This is a genomic window from Dolichospermum sp. FACHB-1250 (genome assembly GCF_014696335.1).
GTDB classification, from domain to species: domain Bacteria; phylum Cyanobacteriota; class Cyanobacteriia; order Cyanobacteriales; family Nostocaceae; genus Dolichospermum; species Dolichospermum planctonicum.
In genome coordinates this window covers 1-17,690 of sequence record NZ_JACJPZ010000016.1, presented here as the reverse complement: position 1 = coordinate 17,690, position 17,690 = coordinate 1, and the positions used below count along the sequence as shown (strand labels likewise).

The 17,690-nt window shown below is 36.9% G+C and carries 17 protein-coding genes and 1 pseudogene; 11 read left to right on the top strand and 7 right to left on the bottom strand.

What is annotated here, in order from left to right; all coding sequences use genetic code 11:
* Positions 1 to 157 precede the first annotated feature (157 nt).
* Positions 158 to 2,629, top strand: a complete 2,472-nt coding sequence (locus tag H6F39_RS07635) for an ATP-dependent Clp protease ATP-binding subunit (protein ID WP_137908204.1) — start codon at positions 158 to 160, stop codon at positions 2,627 to 2,629.
* 186 nt (positions 2,630 to 2,815) lie between these two features.
* Here H6F39_RS07635 and H6F39_RS07630 read toward each other — a convergent pair whose 3' ends face one another.
* Positions 2,816 to 3,373 carry a hypothetical protein gene (locus H6F39_RS07630; RefSeq protein WP_137908192.1) on the bottom strand — a complete coding sequence of 186 codons (558 nt, stop codon included), beginning with the start codon at positions 3,371 to 3,373 and terminating at the stop codon, positions 2,816 to 2,818.
* A 328-nt stretch (positions 3,374 to 3,701) separates the two neighbouring features.
* On the opposite strand from H6F39_RS07630, the gene H6F39_RS07625 reads away from it, so the two are divergent.
* The 3 genes from H6F39_RS07625 to H6F39_RS07615 all read left to right on the top strand — a co-directional run bounded on the left by H6F39_RS07625 (position 3,702) and on the right by H6F39_RS07615 (position 4,561).
* Positions 3,702 to 4,046, top strand: coding sequence for a hypothetical protein (locus tag H6F39_RS07625; protein ID WP_137908193.1), 345 nt, complete (start codon positions 3,702 to 3,704; stop codon positions 4,044 to 4,046).
* Positions 3,994 to 4,263 carry a hypothetical protein gene (locus tag H6F39_RS07620; protein WP_137908194.1) on the top strand — a complete coding sequence of 90 codons (270 nt, stop codon included), beginning with the start codon at positions 3,994 to 3,996 and terminating at the stop codon, positions 4,261 to 4,263. The genes H6F39_RS07625 and H6F39_RS07620 overlap by 53 nt, the downstream gene beginning before the upstream one ends.
* Positions 4,264 to 4,354: 91 nt before the next feature.
* The gene (locus H6F39_RS07615; RefSeq protein WP_137908195.1) at positions 4,355 to 4,561 is read left to right on the top strand and encodes a hypothetical protein; all 207 of its coding nucleotides are present in this window, start codon (positions 4,355 to 4,357) and stop codon (positions 4,559 to 4,561) included.
* A 13-nt stretch (positions 4,562 to 4,574) separates the two neighbouring features.
* Here H6F39_RS07615 and H6F39_RS07610 read toward each other — a convergent pair whose 3' ends face one another.
* Together H6F39_RS07610 and H6F39_RS07605 are read right to left on the bottom strand one after the other, a co-directional pair.
* Positions 4,575 to 4,853 (bottom strand): PIN domain-containing protein, encoded by a 279-nt coding sequence (locus tag H6F39_RS07610; protein ID WP_190371770.1) that lies wholly within the window; start codon positions 4,851 to 4,853, stop codon positions 4,575 to 4,577.
* Positions 4,850 to 5,071 carry a hypothetical protein gene (locus H6F39_RS07605; protein ID WP_137908196.1) on the bottom strand — a complete coding sequence of 74 codons (222 nt, stop codon included), beginning with the start codon at positions 5,069 to 5,071 and terminating at the stop codon, positions 4,850 to 4,852. Before H6F39_RS07605 ends, H6F39_RS07610 begins: the two co-directional genes overlap by 4 nt.
* 484 nt (positions 5,072 to 5,555) lie before the next feature.
* On the opposite strand from H6F39_RS07605, the gene H6F39_RS07600 reads away from it, so the two are divergent.
* The 5 genes from H6F39_RS07600 to H6F39_RS07580 all read left to right on the top strand — a co-directional run bounded on the left by H6F39_RS07600 (position 5,556) and on the right by H6F39_RS07580 (position 11,183).
* A complete protein-coding gene (locus H6F39_RS07600; RefSeq protein ID WP_190396480.1) occupies positions 5,556 to 6,059 on the top strand; it encodes a ferric reductase-like transmembrane domain-containing protein in 504 nt (167 codons plus the stop codon).
* A gap of 67 nt (positions 6,060 to 6,126) precedes the next feature.
* The gene (locus H6F39_RS07595; protein ID WP_190396479.1) at positions 6,127 to 7,746 is read left to right on the top strand and encodes an RluA family pseudouridine synthase; all 1,620 of its coding nucleotides are present in this window, start codon (positions 6,127 to 6,129) and stop codon (positions 7,744 to 7,746) included.
* A gap of 131 nt (positions 7,747 to 7,877) precedes the next feature.
* Positions 7,878 to 9,167 carry an ABC exporter membrane fusion protein gene (locus H6F39_RS07590; RefSeq protein ID WP_190396501.1) on the top strand — a complete coding sequence of 430 codons (1,290 nt, stop codon included), beginning with the start codon at positions 7,878 to 7,880 and terminating at the stop codon, positions 9,165 to 9,167.
* 34 nt (positions 9,168 to 9,201) lie between these two features.
* Complete coding sequence (devC, locus tag H6F39_RS07585; RefSeq protein WP_137908199.1) at positions 9,202 to 10,383, top strand: ABC transporter permease DevC; 1,182 nt, start codon at positions 9,202 to 9,204, stop codon at positions 10,381 to 10,383.
* Between the two features lie 50 nt (positions 10,384 to 10,433).
* Complete coding sequence (locus H6F39_RS07580) at positions 10,434 to 11,183, top strand: DevA family ABC transporter ATP-binding protein (RefSeq protein ID WP_190371773.1); 750 nt, start codon at positions 10,434 to 10,436, stop codon at positions 11,181 to 11,183.
* Positions 11,184 to 11,190: 7 nt separating this feature from the next.
* Here the strand turns inward: H6F39_RS07580 and H6F39_RS07575 are convergent, their stop codons facing one another.
* Positions 11,191 to 11,628, bottom strand: coding sequence for a helix-turn-helix transcriptional regulator (locus H6F39_RS07575; protein ID WP_137908201.1), 438 nt, complete (start codon positions 11,626 to 11,628; stop codon positions 11,191 to 11,193).
* 347 nt (positions 11,629 to 11,975) lie between these two features.
* Between H6F39_RS07575 and H6F39_RS07570 the strand changes: the two genes are divergently transcribed.
* Entirely contained in the window at positions 11,976 to 12,614 is a 639-nt protein-coding gene (locus tag H6F39_RS07570) for a MotA/TolQ/ExbB proton channel family protein (RefSeq protein WP_190396478.1), read from the top strand.
* 118 nt (positions 12,615 to 12,732) lie between these two features.
* Here H6F39_RS07570 and H6F39_RS07565 read toward each other — a convergent pair whose 3' ends face one another.
* Positions 12,733 to 12,900, bottom strand: coding sequence for a zinc ribbon domain-containing protein (locus tag H6F39_RS07565; protein WP_370539373.1), 168 nt, complete (start codon positions 12,898 to 12,900; stop codon positions 12,733 to 12,735).
* Between the two features lie 240 nt (positions 12,901 to 13,140).
* Positions 13,141 to 14,016, bottom strand: a pseudogene (locus tag H6F39_RS07555) (RNA-guided endonuclease InsQ/TnpB family protein); the annotation flags it as partial.
* A gap of 683 nt (positions 14,017 to 14,699) precedes the next feature.
* Between H6F39_RS07555 and H6F39_RS07550 the strand changes: the two are divergent.
* Positions 14,700 to 16,052: a PT domain-containing protein gene (locus tag H6F39_RS07550; RefSeq protein ID WP_190371775.1), complete on the top strand. Its 1,353-nt coding sequence runs from the start codon at positions 14,700 to 14,702 to the stop codon at positions 16,050 to 16,052.
* Between the two features lie 108 nt (positions 16,053 to 16,160).
* Here the strand turns inward: H6F39_RS07550 and H6F39_RS07545 are convergent, their stop codons facing one another.
* The gene (locus H6F39_RS07545; protein WP_370539372.1) at positions 16,161 to 17,408 is read right to left on the bottom strand and encodes a DUF3131 domain-containing protein; all 1,248 of its coding nucleotides are present in this window, start codon (positions 17,406 to 17,408) and stop codon (positions 16,161 to 16,163) included.
* Positions 17,409 to 17,690 lie beyond the last annotated feature (282 nt).

Sequence of the window (17,690 nt, the reverse complement as noted above, 5' to 3'; positions counted from 1 at the left end):
GTACACTAACTCCAAAGAAAGAATTAATAGCTACTCATTAACCCATCAACCTGTGTCATGGTAATTGGATATCTAATATTGTTGATATAGATATCCAAAATTTTAGCCTGTGCTAAAATCAGCATACCGGCACGACGCAGGTGATGGGAAAAATGCCATGTTTGAACGCTTCACAGAAAAAGCCATTAAGGTAATCATGCTGGCCCAAGAAGAGGCCCGCCGTTTAGGTCACAACTTTGTCGGAACTGAGCAGATCCTCTTGGGTCTGATTGGCGAAGGTACAGGGGTGGCCGCGAAGGTGCTGAAATCAATGGGAGTTAATCTCAAAGATGCTCGCATTGAAGTTGAAAAAATCATAGGACGGGGTTCAGGCTTTGTCGCCGTAGAAATTCCGTTTACGCCACGGGCAAAACGGGTTTTAGAACTATCCTTGGAAGAAGCACGCCAATTGGGGCATAACTACATTGGTACCGAGCATCTGCTGTTGGGACTGATCCGCGAAGGTGAAGGTGTGGCAGCTAGGGTGCTAGAAAACCTGGGTGTAGATTTGACCAAGGTGAGAACCCAAGTGATTCGGATGTTGGGAGAAACGGCGGAAGTTACGCCGGGTGGCCCCTCTGGTCGCACGAAAACCCCAACTCTCGATGAGTTTGGTTCGAACCTGACCCAAATGGCCATAGATAACAAGCTCGATCCTGTGGTGGGACGCGCCAAGGAAATTGAGCGGGTAATCCAAATTTTGGGTCGCCGGACGAAAAATAATCCCGTGTTGATAGGAGAACCAGGTGTTGGTAAAACCGCCATCGCCGAAGGTTTAGCTTCACGTATCGCCAGCAAGGATATCCCCGATATCCTGGAAGATAAGCGTGTAGTCACTCTTGATATTGGTCTGCTGGTAGCAGGAACTAAATATCGTGGTGAATTTGAAGAACGTCTGAAAAAAATTATGGATGAAATCCGCTCGGCGGGTAATGTCATCCTAGTTATTGACGAAGTTCACACCCTCATCGGTGCGGGCGCGGCGGAAGGGGCTATTGATGCAGCGAATATCCTCAAGCCAGCTTTGGCCCGGGGTGAATTACAATGTATCGGCGCGACTACTTTGGATGAGTACCGCAAGCACATTGAACGGGATGCAGCGTTGGAAAGACGCTTCCAGCCTGTGATGGTGGGTGAGCCAAGCGTTGATGAGACAATAGAAATTTTATATGGTTTGCGCGATCGCTATGAAGCACACCACAAGCTGAAAATATCCGATGAAGCATTGGTGGCGGCGGCTAAGTTGTCTGATCGTTACATTAGCGATCGCTATTTGCCAGATAAAGCCATTGATTTGGTGGATGAAGCCGGCTCACGGGTGCGCTTAATTAACTCCCAACTGCCCCCAGCAGCTAAGGAATTAGACAAAGAACTACGGCAAATCTTAAAAGAAAAAGATGATGCAGTCCGTTCTCAGGACTTTGATCGGGCGGGGGAATTGCGCGATCGGGAAATGGAAATCAAGGCGGAAATCCGCACTATTGCCCAAACTAAGAGTAACGGCTCTAGTGGTGACGGTATTGAACCCGTAGTTACAGAAGAAGACATTGCTCACATTGTCGCTTCCTGGACTGGTGTACCAGTTAACAAACTCACTGAATCTGAGTCCGAGAAGTTGCTGCACATGGAAGATACCTTACATCAGCGCCTCATCGGTCAAGATGACGCTGTGAAGGCTGTTTCCCGCGCTATTCGTCGCGCTCGTGTCGGTTTAAAAAATCCTAATCGGCCGATCGCTAGTTTTGTCTTCTCCGGTCCAACTGGGGTGGGTAAAACTGAATTGGCAAAATCCTTAGCCTCTTATTTCTTCGGTTCAGAAGAAGCGATGATTCGCTTAGATATGTCCGAATACATGGAGCGTCACACCGTCAGTAAGTTGATCGGTTCACCTCCTGGTTATGTCGGTTACAACGAAGGTGGTCAGCTAACAGAAGCTGTCCGTCGTCGTCCTTACACTGTGGTGTTATTCGATGAAATCGAAAAAGCCCACCCGGATGTCTTCAATATGCTCTTACAAATTTTGGAAGATGGGCGTTTAACTGACGCGAAAGGTCGCACGGTGGACTTTAAGAACACTTTGCTGATTTTAACTTCCAATATTGGTTCTAAGGTAATTGAAAAAGGCGGTAGCGGTATTGGTTTCGATTTTGCTGAAGATGCTAACGAATCTCAATATAATCGCATTCGTTCTTTAGTGAATGAGGAACTGAAGAATTACTTCCGTCCTGAGTTCTTGAACCGGTTAGATGAAATTATCGTCTTCCGTCAGTTGAATAAGGCTGAAGTCACGGAAATCGCCGATATCATGCTCAAGGAAGTGTTTGGTCGCTTGACGGAAAAGGGCATTGTCTTAGAAGTTACAGACCGCTTCAAGGATCGCTTGATCACTGAGGGTTACAGTCCTAGCTACGGTGCAAGGCCATTACGTCGGGCAATTATGCGCTTGTTAGAAGATAGTTTGGCGGAAGAAATTCTGTCTGGACGTATCAAAGACGGCGATACTGCTCTTGTTGACGTTGATGAAAATGGCATTGTGCAAGTTAGTTCTCAGCAAACACGGGAGTTATTACCCCAAGGTGTTGAGTCTTAGTTAGGTTTTTTAATTGTTAATTGCACGGTGGAGGATTTCGGTTCTCTACCGTTTTTTTGTTTCGCGCAAAGACGCTAAGGAGCAAATAGGAGAAGGAGATTTTTGTAGCGGACTTAGATGATTGCAACGAACAGTTCGTTGAGAAACTTCCAGGCGCGGAGAGGGGAAGGAGGTTTTTGTAGGGGACTAGTCATCTTCAACTAACCTCGGATCAGGTACTCCGTAAAGTCGTTCGGCTAGATCTATATCACGTTCATAATTTGGTTCATACCCGTAATACTCAAGCTTTGTTAGTGGTCTTTCACTAGAATCATAACTGTAATCATAATTACCGTCTTCAATGTCAAGGCTAAAATCACTTTCAGGCTTAATACGGTCTAATAATTTGTCATTGAGTTCAGGAAATTCTAGAGCAAATTTTTCGATAGACGGAATCCAAGACATACCTGAAAAAACGAAATGAGAGCATCTTACATAAGGAGTACCTTTCTCCAAAAGGTCTGAAATTAATTCCTGTAATTTTTCATCTTCTGTTAGGAAAACAAATTCTTTATTTTCGTGTTTACGGAGAAAATTGAGGTAGTCTAAAAAATACAGTCCTCTTTTGTATAAAATTTCATTTGCTCTAGAGTAGAGATTTTCAGACACCAGAGCATATTTAATACGCCGTCTGCTATTGGGACGATTCAGTTTGATTAAAACTGTTTCATTTTCTTTGACATCAATTTTGTAAACTTTGTACATGGTTATCTCAACTAATCATATATGTACGACTTTCTTAGCATAACATCATGTTTACACTGATTACCAAGAATCAATAAAAAAAAATGGTAACAATAAAAGCATAAAAGGTGCTTATATATTAACTTATAAAAGCTAATAATCACTTTCATTTTTATCTCTCCTGCTGTGTGGGAGATTTTTTTTACAGATGAAGATGCAGCATACAAAATACTTTTTAGCAAGTAGTAATATCACGACCTTTGAGGACGGTATTCTCCCATATACACCATTTTCGGTTAGATATAGACCTCATTAAGTTTGTTATATAAAGTAAATTAGGTAAAATTAAATGACATCAGAATTAATTAATCGTCAAATCACCCTTGACGTTAGACATATTGCCAAGCATTTACCAGGAACACCGCAAATGCAGAGACTTCTAAAAAAAGGACAAGCCGCTCATGTATTTAACGATGAAAATACCATGAATCAAGTTGCTCAGTGCATAATAGAAGAAGGTGAGTTTATCGGCACTGTTCGAGATTATGAACGCTATGGAATGTTTTTTACTGAACCAATAGGTTATAGAATTAGTCCAGATGGTAGTAATATTCCACTTTACTATGGGGAGATAAAAATCAATGCAGACAACCAATACCACGTCATACCCCGCACCAGACCAAGTGAAGAATAACTGGGAATTTACAGAAGTATGGATAGATCCGATGTTATCACCTCCATATATTCTGTTATTACTTTGTGATAGTGAGGGAAATTGTCGAATTTATGATCCAAAACAGGGTGATAAGGTTGTATTTTCTAGTAATGATTATGAAACTGCCAAGTTATGGTTACTAGAAGATGAGTATGAACCATTTGAAGGTAGGCTTTTAGCTGCTGAATTAGTGTAAGTTAGTATATTTTTTGTTTCGCGCAATCTCTCTTATATATCCCCCAGGGTAGACGCTAAGAAAAGTAAGAAATTTTAATAGAGGATGAACGATGACATTAGTTAATTATAAAGCAATGACTCTGAAAGAATTACGTCGTTATATTCTTACTCACAGAGAAGATATTTCAGCTTTTCACGCTTATGTTGATCGTTCTAAATCTGAAGGACGGATGATCACAATTAACCCAAATGATGAAAATTGGAAAGAACAAGTTCAACAGGCGATAATCAAAGATGGAACTGAATCAATTGCATAATTCTTGCAGCGTTTTAGTAATGGTAAAAGATTAATTGAAAGTCTAAAATATTTTTATCAACTGTGCAAATGTGTAAATCTGTGAGAATTTGATAAATTGCATCTTGAGCAACTTTTACACCTGCTGCTTTACGAATAATATAATAAATATTAGTAATTGTAGTAGCAGCAATAAACCCTATAATCTCACTTGCATCAATTTTTGCAAATAGCTTGACTGCATCTTCTACAAAAGGTTCTCGTTCCAGCAAAAAATCTAGGACGACATTCGTATCAATAAAAACTCGCTTCATTGGTATTTTTCAGTTAGATAAGTGACATAATCTCCATTAATATTCTCATCACTGGAGATATTTACACTTTTAGCAATACCACGCAGTCGAGATAAATTACCCTGCTTTGATAGTGATATAGTTTCTTGTTGTATTGATTCTAATATAGTTTGTACCAATTGCCAGCGATCGCTCATTGGTAACTGTAATACTTGTTTTTGCAATTCTTGTAATGTCATAAGCAGATATCAAAAATTATTCATTTTCATTATATATCAATATGATGTATATCGCGTACAGTCAATTAATATACCCAGATCCGAAGCTATTGCTAATTTAAAGGAAAGATTACTTATGTATGGTTATAAACAGTGGCTTGCGGAAGGATAATACTAATGGAAATTCCCCGCATCATACTAATAAAATTCTGTCAACTACCTTTGGAAATATTGCTATTTCTTGCTAATTGTGAAAAAATTAGACCGTATTGTCTGAGAAAAAGTAATAAAGAGTAATAGTGAAGTCAGTATAATTTTCAGTATAGTTTTGATTGCTTTGATTGTTAGCTAAGACTTTTTTGTTTCGGTACTGATATCTAAGTATTCATTGATTAAAGGAATCTGGACATGAACTCTCTATTTAATAACAACTTCAAGGGCTGTTTTAGTTTTGTCGCATTAGTATTTATTGGTTACACCGTCAGTGCTGTATTGTTTTTTTTTGATGCCACATACTGATTATGCAAATATTATTGGTTTTTTGTCTTTAATATATTATTCATTGACTATTATTCCTACTATGATAAAAACAATTTTTCCGAATTTTTATAAGCAACAATCTATTTGGAAAAGCTTATTAAAAACCCGACGCTACACTGGTGTTGCTGCTTTTTGTTTTGCTTGTAATCACGGTGCATTATTGATCTGGACAAGATCTTTAAATCTCTTAGATTTTAATACTTGGATTACTTATTTCCAAGGTTTATCATCAATAATTATTTTCACGATTCTAGCTATAACTTCTAATGATGAAAGTATGAGAAAACTTAAAGGAAATTGGAAAAAAATCCACAATTTAACCTATCTATGTTTGTTTATACTTCCCTGGCATATTTTAGATAAAATGTCCGGTAATTGGACTTATCTCACTCCCTTTGCAGTTATTTTATCTATGAGTCTATGTTTGCTTTTTGTTGTTAGAAAAATAATTGAATTTAAGAAAAAGTAAATGATAAAATTCCTGAAAAAATTATAAAAAAGTTAGTAATTCCTAAACTATATATTTTCTGACTATTATGAATATTCTTCATCCAATTTCCGATTTTATCAACTCTGATGCTATAATTTCTCCCTCACAACCAAACTATTACTATGAAGGTAAATGTCCCCAAACTGGTGAAATATTAAGATTACCTCGCACTGGTTTAGCAGAAGCTATAGCCCATAGTCTCATGCAACAACTTGAGGAAAATTATCCTTATTCCCGTGAGGGAAAAATGTATGGTATTTTATTAGTTGAATTACCCAATAGTGAATTAAGAGTTATTAAGGCATTTTCTGGTTTATTCCATGGTAATAGTCTGGTCGAGGGTTGGATTCCACCTATTCCTGGTAGACAGGAAGTGGCTGTATTAGAAACTCAGACTTTAGCAGAATTAGAAACTATTAAAAAAGAGATAATTAATCTCCAAAAAATTCCTGAAAGACAAACATATCAAACTCTTTCTGATGAATATACCCAGGAATTACACGCTATTAGTTTACATCATCATCATAGCAAACTAGAACGACAGGAACAACGGCAAAAATTAGAGCAAATTCTTAGCGGTGAATCTCTAAAAATTGCCTTAGAAAAACTAGCAGCAGAAAGCCGTCAACAGGGAATTGAACGCCGAAATATCAAACGCCGTCAAAATGAAGTTTTACAGCCTTTGCAGGAGATTAAAGCCGCCGCAGATAGAAGAATTACGGAATTAAGACAACAGCGCAAAGAACTATCTCGCAAATTACAAACACAAATGCACGCTGCTTATAGTCTAACTAATTTTTCTGGACAATCTTTATCTTTACAGCAATTATTACCGGGAGGAACACCAACCGGAACGGGGGAATGTTGCGCTCCTAAATTATTACATTATGCTGCAACCCATGGATTAAAACCTTTAGCAATGGCTGAATTTTGGTGGGGTAATTCTTCTATAGAAAATAAGGTTTCTGGAGAATTTTATGGTGCTTGTTTGGAAAGATGTCAGCCATTAATGGGATTTTTATTATCAGGATTAAAGCTAAATCAACCAGAAATCATTTATGAGGATGAATGGCTAATTGCAGTTAATAAATCATCAGGATTATTGTCTGTTCCCGGTCGTTATTCTCATAATCAAGATAGTGTAATTAGTCGTTTAGGTTATCTATATAATCAGGAAATAATAGCTGTACATCGTTTAGATCAAGATACTTCTGGGATTTTATTAATAGCTAAAGATGTAGTTACCTATTCCCAATTAAGTCAACAATTTGAACAAAGGAAAATTCATAAAGTTTATGAGGCTATAATTACAGGTTCTCTAACTATTAATGAAGGGGAAATTAATTTACCTTTATGGGGAAATCCAGATCATCGTCCCTATCAACAAGTGGATTTAGAACGGGGTAAGCCTAGTTTAACGCGCTTTCGTGTAATAGGCGCAGAAGGAAAATATACCAGAATAGAATTTATACCTCTTACTGGACGTACCCATCAATTACGGGTTCATGCTGCTGATAAGAGAGGACTGGGAATGAGGATTTTAGGGGATAAACTCTATGGTTGTCTCAAGAGTGTCAGTAGATTATATTTACACGCAAGGGAGTTGAGTTTTTACCATCCCCATTTAGAAAAAATATTACATTTACAGGTAAAAACACCGTTTTAATGATCACATCTAATTTGTAAAGATATATTGACAAAGATTACAAAACTGTCATATTATTCTTTATATCTAAAAAATACCCGACCTCTTTAAAGAAGTTGGGTATGTGGGTATGGCTAATTTTGTGAATTATGATGAGTTATAAACTGTTGTTTAAACCTAAAAATCAAGGGTTAATTGCTTTAATAGTTGCGGCCACTGCGATAACAGGAGGAATTGCTATTTATGGGATTTCTAACTTTGGCAAAATGGAAAAATCTTCTGTAATTGAAGCAAAACCAATTGTCCCAATTTCGCCCATGGTGACTGCATTAGGAAGATTAGAACCAGAAACAGAAATAATTAAATTATCTGCACCCTTAGCATTAGATGGCGATCGCATTTCTCAACTATTAGTTAAAGAAGGTGATAATGTTAAAGTAGGGCAAGTAATTGCCATTTTACAATCTCGTGATCTGCTAAAAAAAGCCCTGATTCAAAGACAGAAACAGGTGAAAGTTGCCCAAGCTAAATTACAGCAAATTAAGGCTGGTGCTAAGTCAGGAGAAATTGCCGCACAGCAAGCAATTATTGAGAGAATTAAAGCCCAATATACAGGAGATAAACAAGCCCAAGCAGAAAATATTGCTCGGATATCAGCCCAATGGGAAGGTGATAGAATTGCCCAAACAGCAACTATTAATAAACTAACAGCAGAATTAAACAATGCCCAAGCAGAATATCAACGCTATCAACAGTTATTTTCTGAGGGTGTAATTTCTAATTCTGTAATTGATAGTAAACGTTTAAATGTAGAAACCGCAAAACAAATATTAAATGAATCTCAAGCGGTTCTCAAACGGATTAATACCACCGCAAATAAACAACTAGCAGAAGCTAAAATTGCCCTAAATCGTATTAATAATACTAGCAATAAAGAAATTAGTGAAGCCAAGGCTAAACTTAGTAGTATTGGCGAAATTCGTCCCGTTGATATAGAATTAGCCAGAACAGAAGTTGAAAGTGCGATCGCTGATTTGCAACGTGCAGAAACCGAACTACAAGGAGCTTATATTCGCGCCCCTATGACGGGACAAATTATTAAAATTCATGCCCGTGTCGGTGAAAAAATTGATAAAGCAGGGGTGGCTGACTTTGCTCAAACTAACACAATGATGGCAGTTGCAGAAGTTTATCAAACCGATATTAGTAAGATCAAATTAGGACAAACAGCCATAATTACCAGTCAAGGATTTACAGAAGAAATAAAAGGTATAGTCCAACAAATTGGGTTACAAGTCAAGCGCCAAAATGTCTTTGGTGATCAACCAGGAGAAAACTTAGATGGTAGAATTATTGAAGTAAAAATTCGCCTAAATCCTGAAGATAGTAAACGAGTTTCTGGCTTAACTAACTTGCAAGTCCAAACAGCAATTAAATTGTAAAATCTTACCCATAAAGGTGCAAAAAATCAAACTAATGATTAATAAAATATTTAAAAAAACACCCCTAGCTTGGCGACAATTAATGAAAGAAAAAACGCGGTTAGTAATTGCAGTATCAGGAATTGCCTTTGCTGATATACTAATATTTATTCAAATGGGTTTTGAAAGTGCATTATTTGATTCTGCTATCAAACCTCATCGCAATTTACAAGCCGATTTAGTCTTAACTAATCCCCAATTTCAAACTCTATTTTCAGTTAAAAGCTTTTCTAGAGAAAGACTTTATCAAGCATTAAGTTATGAAGGTGTCAAATCAGTTAGTTCTATTTACATAGGTATAGGACAATGGCGTAATCCTGAGACAAGAATGGATCGATCTATTTTAGTTTGGGGTGTAGATCCAGCTACACCTGGTTTAAAATTTCCTGAAGTCCAAGCTAATAAAGATGATCTCAAACAATTAAATCAAGTTTTGTTTGATGAAGCCAGTCGTCCAGAATATGGGGAAATTGGCAAAATTTTTCGAGCAACGGGGAAATTTAATACTGAATTAAACGGAAAAAATATCAATGTTAAAGGTTTATTTCAAAATGGTGCTTCCTTTGCTTCTGATGGTAATGTTGTCGCTAGTGATTCCACTTTTTTACAATTATTTCCTAACCGCAAACCTGATCAAATTGAAGTTGGTTTAATTACTCTCAAACCCGGTGCTGATCTTGAAAAAATCAAAGCCGAATTGAGAATAAGATTAAATCCAGATCCTCAAAATCCTTTTGTGGAAGTTGGAACTCCAGAAACATTTGCTCAAAAGGAAAAGGATTATTGGGCTAATGGTACAGGTATTGGTTTTATTTTTGGTTTGGGTGTGATTGTCGGTTTCATTGTTGGTATTGTCATTGTTTATCAAATCCTTTATTCTGATGTTTCTGATCACTTACCAGAATACGCAACTCTCAAAGCCATGGGGTATACTGATCATTATCTATTGGGAGTTTTATTACAAGAGGCATTGTTATTAGCTGCATTAGGTTATTTACCTGCATTGTTGCTATCTTTTGGGATATATCAATTAACTTTTACTGCGACTCTTTTACCCATAGCTATGAAATTAGATCGGGCAATTAATGTTTTTATCTTAACAGTAATTATGTGTACTATTTCTGGAGCAGTTGCCATGGGAAAACTGCGTTCTGCTGATCCTGCTGACATTTTTTAATTCTCAATCAATAAAACTCTTTTTTATATCTCACCCCAAGGGAAGGAACTATGCCATTGAAACTTACAACTATTGCTCCTGAAGTTATTTCTAGTTCAGAAACAGTGATTTCTGTAGCCAATCTTAATCATTATTTTGGTAAAGGTGCGCTACAAAAACAAGTATTATTTGATATTAATTTAGAGATTAATGCGGGGGAAATTGTGATTATGACAGGTCCCTCTGGTTCGGGCAAAACTACCCTATTATCATTAATGGGGGGTTTACGTTCTGCCCAAAGTGGAAGTTTACAAATATTAGGACAGGAAATGTCTGGGGCTAGTAAGGGACAATTAACTAAATTACGTCGTCAAATTGGTTATATTTTTCAAGCCCATAATTTAATGAGTTTTTTAACAGCAAAAGAAAATGTGAGGATGTCTTTAGAGTTGCACGAAAATTACTTCAAAGGTGATATTAATGCCAAAGCTATAGCGATGTTAGAACACGTTGGTTTAGGGGAACATATTAATTACTATCCAGAGAATTTATCCGGTGGACAAAAACAACGGGTAGCTATAGCCCGCGCTTTAGTTAGTCACCCGAAAATAGTATTAGCAGACGAACCTACAGCTTCATTAGATAAACAATCAGGCCGCGATGTGGTAGAATTAATGCAAATGTTGGCCAAAGAACAAGACTGTACTATTTTGCTTGTCACCCATGATAACCGCATTCTCGATATAGCTGATCGGATTATTTACATGGAAGATGGACAATTGAAAAGTAATGGTGTAGATATTCGTGGAAAAGTGAATTAATCCTCCCTTATTTAAAGATAATTTCCTCCCGAATTTCCAGATTAAGAGTGTGTTGAATTTTCAAAAGTTTTGTCAAACTAGCACTAGCATATCCATTTGCTTCATCACGTTGCACCTGTTGAGGTTTAACTCCTAAAAGTTTGGCAAAACTCTCTTGAGTGAGTCCACGAATAATCCGCGCTTTGATGAGTGCTTCTGGTAGTTTTTCTAAACTATCATATTGCAATTTCTCAATTTTACCTTGATTATTTTTGAGATTTTCGTACTCTTTTATCTCTTGAGTAAACTCCTCAATTTGGCTTTTGAGTGAATCAATACGAGCCTCATAACGTAGTTTTTGGTTTTCATCTTCTGGAACTGGTTTACTAGCATATTGAGCCATTGCTAACTCAAATTTATTCATTTGTGCCTTAGTAATATTGTACTGCCATTCATTCAAAATCATAATGTTTAACCTATAAATCATTTTTTCAAAAATGACATTACCTAATAATCAAAATTAATTAGATAATGCCAATTTATATCCCTGTTTTATATTGATAACTTTTAATTTTAAGGATCAAAAGTAGCAAAAAGTATTTTGCATCCTAAATTGTGTTGTGTCAATATATGATCTAACAATAAATCCAAAGTTAATCTCTACCAAAAAACTCCGAGCCATTAACCCAGGAATACAGATTCAATTGTAAATTAAATTACTTAAAAATAAAACAACACTTACTGATTCTTGTTTCTTGACCACGATCTGTTAATCTAAGTGTGGAAGATTAGCAAAATAGTCAATGGAAATTAATGGAAATTAGTAATTTATTCCAAGCTGGTGGTATAGTCATGTGGCCACTGCTGTTTTTTTCGGTGTTGGGAGTGGCGCTAATTATCGAACGCATTACCTTTTGGGTTAAAATCAGCAACCGTCAAAACCGTATTGTCCAAACTGTCCTTAAAGCTTATCGTCAAGGTAATATGGTTGATGCTTTAAATATATTACATAGAAATGCTGATTTACCTATAGCCCGGATTTTTTTAGCAGCCTTAGAACTGGAAGAACCCAACCCAGAAGAATTTCGTTTGGCTTTAGAAAGTGAAGCACAGGCCGAAATTCCCCTATTAAAAAGGTTTCAGAACATTTTCGATACAATTATTGGTTTAGCCCCCTTGTTGGGTCTGCTAGGTACAGTATTGGGATTAATTGCTTCCTTTAAATCATTGAATATTGGTGATGTCGGCGGGACAAAAACCGCCGGTGTCACATCTGGAATTAGTGAAGCCTTAGTATCTACAGCATCAGGATTAGTGGTAGCTATTATTACCCTGTTTTTTGCTAATACCTTTCGGGGAATGTATTTACGCCAAATTGCTTGGATTCAAGAATATGGTGGTCAGTTAGAATTACTTTATCGTCGTTACTATGAAAGAGGAGATATTTCTTGACGCTCCCCGCCCTATAGAGGGACGGGGATTCTTGTTTCAATAAACTTGTCTCCAAGTCTGGGTAGAGGGTCATCTCTCCACAAGCGTTAGTTTCGGTGCGCCCCACCGTACTTACATCCTAGCCAACTTGTCTTAGTGCCTTAGTTAGAATGTTGATTGCAGCATTATGGTCACGGTCAAGAACACAACCACATTTACAAACATGAGTTCTAACTGATAGAGATTTTTTAACTATTTCCCCACAATTAGAACAATTTTGAGAAGTATATTGAGGTGCAACAGGTATAATTACACGCCCATAGACTTTAAAAATACTCTAACCATTGAGTAAACAATGACCAAGAAATTTTAGATTTTAGATTTTAGATTTTAGATTGGGAATTTTCGGTACAAGTAGGGGGCAACGGCCGTTGCCCCCTACAATTTCAGGGCGGAACTAATCCAAAATTGCTAATCTAAAATCCCCAAGCTCCACACTTGAGGGTGGAGTCAATCCAAAATCCAAAATCGTAAATCCAAAATCCACTGACCATCCCACATCACTAATTGATTTGGCTAATTTGCTATTTTTAACCATGTTTCTCACTTGCAGTTTTTCAAACGCCACTAAATCATTAGATCTAACCACGCACAATGCTGTTTTTATAGCAAAGTCTTTACGCTGACGTGAAACTTTCAAGTGTCCTCTACCAAGACGGTTAATAGCTTTCTTGCGATTATTAGAACCTTTCTTTTTACGACTAACTTTTTTCTGTAATCGTTTTCAAGATTTTTCTGATTTTCGTAAATACCTCGGATTATCAACTTTATCTCCTTGGTAATCAGTATAGAAACTGTTGAGTCCAACATCTAAACCAATAGTTTTATTTGTTGGTTTAATCTCAATATTTCTTTCTGCATCTATACAGAATTGAACGTAATATCCATCAGAACGTTTAACTATTCTAATTCTTTTGATTTGGTTGATTTGATAGAAATGTAAATCCCAAGTTCCAATTAATTTTAGTTGTCCAATTCCACATTTATCTGTAAAGTTAATGTGTTTTCGGTCTTCCAATAATTTCCATCCAGTTTTATATTCAATGGAACGGTTATTCTTTTGAAACTTTGGATATCCTTTCTTTCCAGGAGTTTTAGCTTGACAATTATCAAAAAATCTTTTAATTGCGAATGCGGCTCTTTCGGCTGCTGCTTGTCTAGCCATAGAATTTAATTTATCCGCAAAATCAAATTCATTAGCCAAAACAGCAGTATATTTGTTTAAGTCGTAAGGTTTCACACCTTGATTGTCCATCCAAAACCGTAGACACTTATTCCGAATGAATTGGGTTATTCGTATACCTTCGTTAATATTTTGAAACTGTTGTTTCGTGCCTTTGGCTTTAAATTCTAAAACAATCATAAGAATACCCGGCAAGTGGGAAACTCAGTGGCTTTAGCCCTGAGAGGGAAACGGCACGAGCGGTTTTAACCGCTGTGAATCTTAAAATTGAAACCAGATTTTTGATTGGAATCTGGAAACCAACTCCCTTGCGGGGTAATGTTAGCTTCGACCTGTTATAAGAGCTTGTTAGGCTGGCAACACTGTTTCTGTTACCTTAAAACTGTTTAATTGCCAGCGACAGAGCAGGGAACTAGCTACGCATTCCAGGGTGTCGTGACTCAAATAACGGCTACCATGAGAGTAAACTCAGGGTGGTCTGGTCAGTACGGCTTGCTTGATTACTCTTGCAAGCCCAGTCCCTTTAGGGCTGGGTTACTGACGGTATTTTTCCTTTTCGACTTGATACCAATTTAATCTAACTTAGGGAATTAGTAAACCCTAATTAACAAAAATCAAACTACACTCTGCATGATTAAGTTATACTTAATATCACTTAGAGTCTGTTTAATTTTTGTCTCGCCTTATATCCCCGTCTTATGAAGAACGGGGTATTACGGCGATTTTTGATAAATTGGCAAAGGTATTAATATGAGGTATTAATATGAAAATATTCATTCTCTTCCCTTACGTAACTGTTTTGTAAGATGTTACTCTCAGTGAACTGGCTACAACGAATACTATATTTATTTTTTCCAATAAGTATGATCACTAGTTCCGGTATTAAGTCTGTATCTGCTGCTCCTATTCAACTAGATGAAAATTGGGGTTCAGTCTCACTTGTGATAGAACCCGTTCCTGTGGTTGATAATGTACCAAATTCACGCCAAAATAACGGGGATATTACAGAAACAGATTCCTCTATTTTTTTCCCACTACATAAAAACTTGAACTCATTTCCAGAATTAACCGCACAAATTACAAATTTTGGTATTTTAGAAAACTTAAACATAGTTTTTGACAGCAGCTTTCTTCCTCAGAATTTGCAGTCAATACCAATATTAATTGCTGCACCTGAAAACTTCAATCCTCAGCTAAGGTTAACTTCCCAACAAGTATCTCCTCCGCAAAGACAACCAACTCCTACAGTACAACCAACTTCACAACCAACTCCTACAGTACAATCAACTTCACAACCAACTCCTACTACACCTGTGCAGCCAGCGTTTGTTTTGGAAAGTATCCAAACAGGGTTTCGTACGGACATGAATAGTTCCCAGCAGGAGAATCAAATTATTGAACCAGTCTTTCAATTCCGGTTATTCAATGGAGAGAAAATTAAATTGAAAACTGCCTTTAATAAGTTGAGTCAAACGAAATTTACATCTCTTACTAATATTCCCCTTCAGTTCGGATGGGAAGGCAAAACAGGTAAATATACTCTAAAATTAGGAGCAGGAATTGATCTATTTAATCGCTTACCAATGGCTCTCAATTTCAATGCTCAGATAGATAGACCAATTGCTGTTAAACTCAATCCAGATTATAGCCTCAAGTCAGGTTTATTTTTATCAGCAGTCGTAGAACAAGGTCTTTATAAAACTAGTGTGAAAACACTGGAAAATCAAATTACAGCTATACGCTCTGGTTTCAATACTTTTTGGCAAATTGACCCTAATACTAGCTTTTTTGGCTCCTATCGTGTGGGTTTATATAATGATGGTAATTTTGAGCAACAGATTTTTAATCGCTTGGAACATAAGTGGGGTGAATTTTGGTTTGCTGGTAATGTTTTCGCTTGGAAGTATACAAGCGATCGCCAAGAAAGTAGTGGCTATTTTTCTCCAGAATCTTCTCTAGTTTATAACGGTGAAATCGGATGGGGAAAAAACATTTTTCCTTTTTTAAATTGTCGCTTAAATACCACCTTGGGAAGACAAAGAGTTAATGGTAGTAAAAGTGGAGGTACTGGCTATCAAACTCGCTGTACAGTCAAAATATCACCAAATATAGCTTTAGATTTAGGTTATAGTTTAGGTAAGTCTCACAATCTCATGACTGGGGAAAGTCTGTATAATAATCAGACATTAACAGGCCAATTACAGATAAAATTTTGACCTGTTTTTTTACTGACAACCCAAGATTTTAAAAGTTTAAAAAAGTAAAAGCAGGGAAATCGAAATCATAAATTATCGAATTTCACAGCATCAAAATAAACTTTTACTTTACTCTTTTATTCCAGCCCAAACCGTGAGAGGTTTACCAACTTTTTTATACAGCAAGCTTTCTAAAATTACACCATTATTATTGGCAGTAAGAGCTTTATTTGGCTGATTTAAAGACTCATAAAACCCGTTGTACCAACCTTGATCAGATTTGAGTTGAGTTTGCACAAAATTAAATAATTTGTCTGTGTAAGCAGTATTATAAAGGACGTGCCAACCTACGGCGGCTTTAGCACTGAGAAAACGTAGATCATCATATTTTTTCCCTGTTGCTGTGATGGTTGCCCAAGGTTCTCCATTCACAAATAAGCTACTATAAACAAAGTAAGGAGCGCGATCTAAATTATCTTCCGTGACAGCAGTTAAAAATTTAGTTGTTTGATAACGAGCTTCTTGAGCGGCTAAAATTCGGTCTGAGAATGCTTTAGGTAAAGCTTGAAATCCGGTTTCAATACCATCTAAAATATAAGGTTCGCTGAGAACATAATTATTTGCACCTGAATTTTGATAATCCCGTCGATCATAAGGAACACCCTGCCCGTAGAGGTCTACAAAGTCTGTATTGGATGTATAATCTAAGGCTTTTTTGACATCTAAACCCCAGAGTTTTAACCCATAAGCTCCGTAATTTTCATAACCTAAACGCCCTTCCTGGGTATACTGTTCTTGACCAGCAATAACAGAAGTACCGTACATTTGCCCGTTTTTAACCAAGCGCTTAATTTGCCAATGTTTCCAGACAGCTTCCGTTGGCGATCGCATTTTGGGATATTTTGTACCAACAATATTCAGCCATATAGCTAAACGTCCTAAGTCTAAAGCAGACCAACCAATTTCTTCTCGTTTATCTAATTGACCATAATTTACAGGTATCAATGTTTTTGAATTATAGACTTTATTCGGTAATTCTCCTTTATACAAAGGCATAGACGCTAGAGTTTTTAACATCTGACTCATTTTGCTCTCAAACTCTTCTCCCGTAATGATATTAAGTTCTTTAGCACTGACCAAAGCAGCCATAGCAGCGGCTTGGTCCCACATAGTAACAGAGGGAAAATTATTTACAGAATTAACTAAACCAGTTTGATCGTTCCAATTACGTTGGAAGTATAACCAAGCTTGACGCGCCATTGCAGTTTCCTCTGTAGTTAATGTCCCACTTCCTGGCGCAATATAGGGTCTTTTGGCGGTTGTCAATTCCGCAGCGGCAATGGGTTTACCTGCTACAATTGTTAATTTAGTATTCAGCTTGCTAATATTATCAGTATTTATAGTTAAATACTTTGACAAAGAATTGAAACCTATAATTGCAATTACAGCGGTTATAACCCACATTCCGCACCCTGAACTGTCACAGATCAAAAAAGCAGAGATAGTAGTACATAATAACTAACGATCAATTAAAGAGAAATAAGCTTAATGAGAATACATATCATTAAAAGGGGGGTGGTGTGAGAAAGTAAAGTTTCCTAAGGAGTCCGAATTCAAGATGATTAAAAAATTTATTATTCAGAAAGCAAGAAATGAGAG

Excerpts from the sequence above, each read along its gene's own strand:
- H6F39_RS07625 (WP_137908193.1), top strand. The coding sequence starts at position 3,702 with ATGACATCAGAATTAATTAATCGTCAAATCACCCTTGACGTTAGACAT.
- H6F39_RS07600 (WP_190396480.1), top strand. The coding sequence starts at position 5,556 with ATGCCACATACTGATTATGCAAATATTATTGGTTTTTTGTCTTTAATA.
- H6F39_RS07605 (WP_137908196.1), bottom strand. The coding sequence starts at position 5,071 with ATGACATTACAAGAATTGCAAAAACAAGTATTACAGTTACCAATGAGC.
- H6F39_RS07610 (WP_190371770.1), bottom strand. The coding sequence starts at position 4,853 with ATGAAGCGAGTTTTTATTGATACGAATGTCGTCCTAGATTTTTTGCTG.
- H6F39_RS07630 (WP_137908192.1), bottom strand. The coding sequence starts at position 3,373 with ATGTACAAAGTTTACAAAATTGATGTCAAAGAAAATGAAACAGTTTTA.
- H6F39_RS07580 (WP_190371773.1), top strand. The coding sequence starts at position 10,434 with ATGCCATTGAAACTTACAACTATTGCTCCTGAAGTTATTTCTAGTTCA.
- H6F39_RS07620 (WP_137908194.1), top strand. The coding sequence starts at position 3,994 with ATGCAGACAACCAATACCACGTCATACCCCGCACCAGACCAAGTGAAG.
- devC (WP_137908199.1), top strand. The coding sequence starts at position 9,202 with ATGATTAATAAAATATTTAAAAAAACACCCCTAGCTTGGCGACAATTA.
- H6F39_RS07615 (WP_137908195.1), top strand. The coding sequence starts at position 4,355 with ATGACATTAGTTAATTATAAAGCAATGACTCTGAAAGAATTACGTCGT.
- H6F39_RS07635 (WP_137908204.1), top strand. The coding sequence starts at position 158 with ATGTTTGAACGCTTCACAGAAAAAGCCATTAAGGTAATCATGCTGGCC.
- H6F39_RS07595 (WP_190396479.1), top strand. The coding sequence starts at position 6,127 with ATGAATATTCTTCATCCAATTTCCGATTTTATCAACTCTGATGCTATA.
- H6F39_RS07570 (WP_190396478.1), top strand. The coding sequence starts at position 11,976 with ATGGAAATTAGTAATTTATTCCAAGCTGGTGGTATAGTCATGTGGCCA.
- H6F39_RS07575 (WP_137908201.1), bottom strand. The coding sequence starts at position 11,628 with ATGATTTTGAATGAATGGCAGTACAATATTACTAAGGCACAAATGAAT.
- H6F39_RS07550 (WP_190371775.1), top strand. The coding sequence starts at position 14,700 with ATGATCACTAGTTCCGGTATTAAGTCTGTATCTGCTGCTCCTATTCAA.
- H6F39_RS07590 (WP_190396501.1), top strand. The coding sequence starts at position 7,878 with ATGAGTTATAAACTGTTGTTTAAACCTAAAAATCAAGGGTTAATTGCT.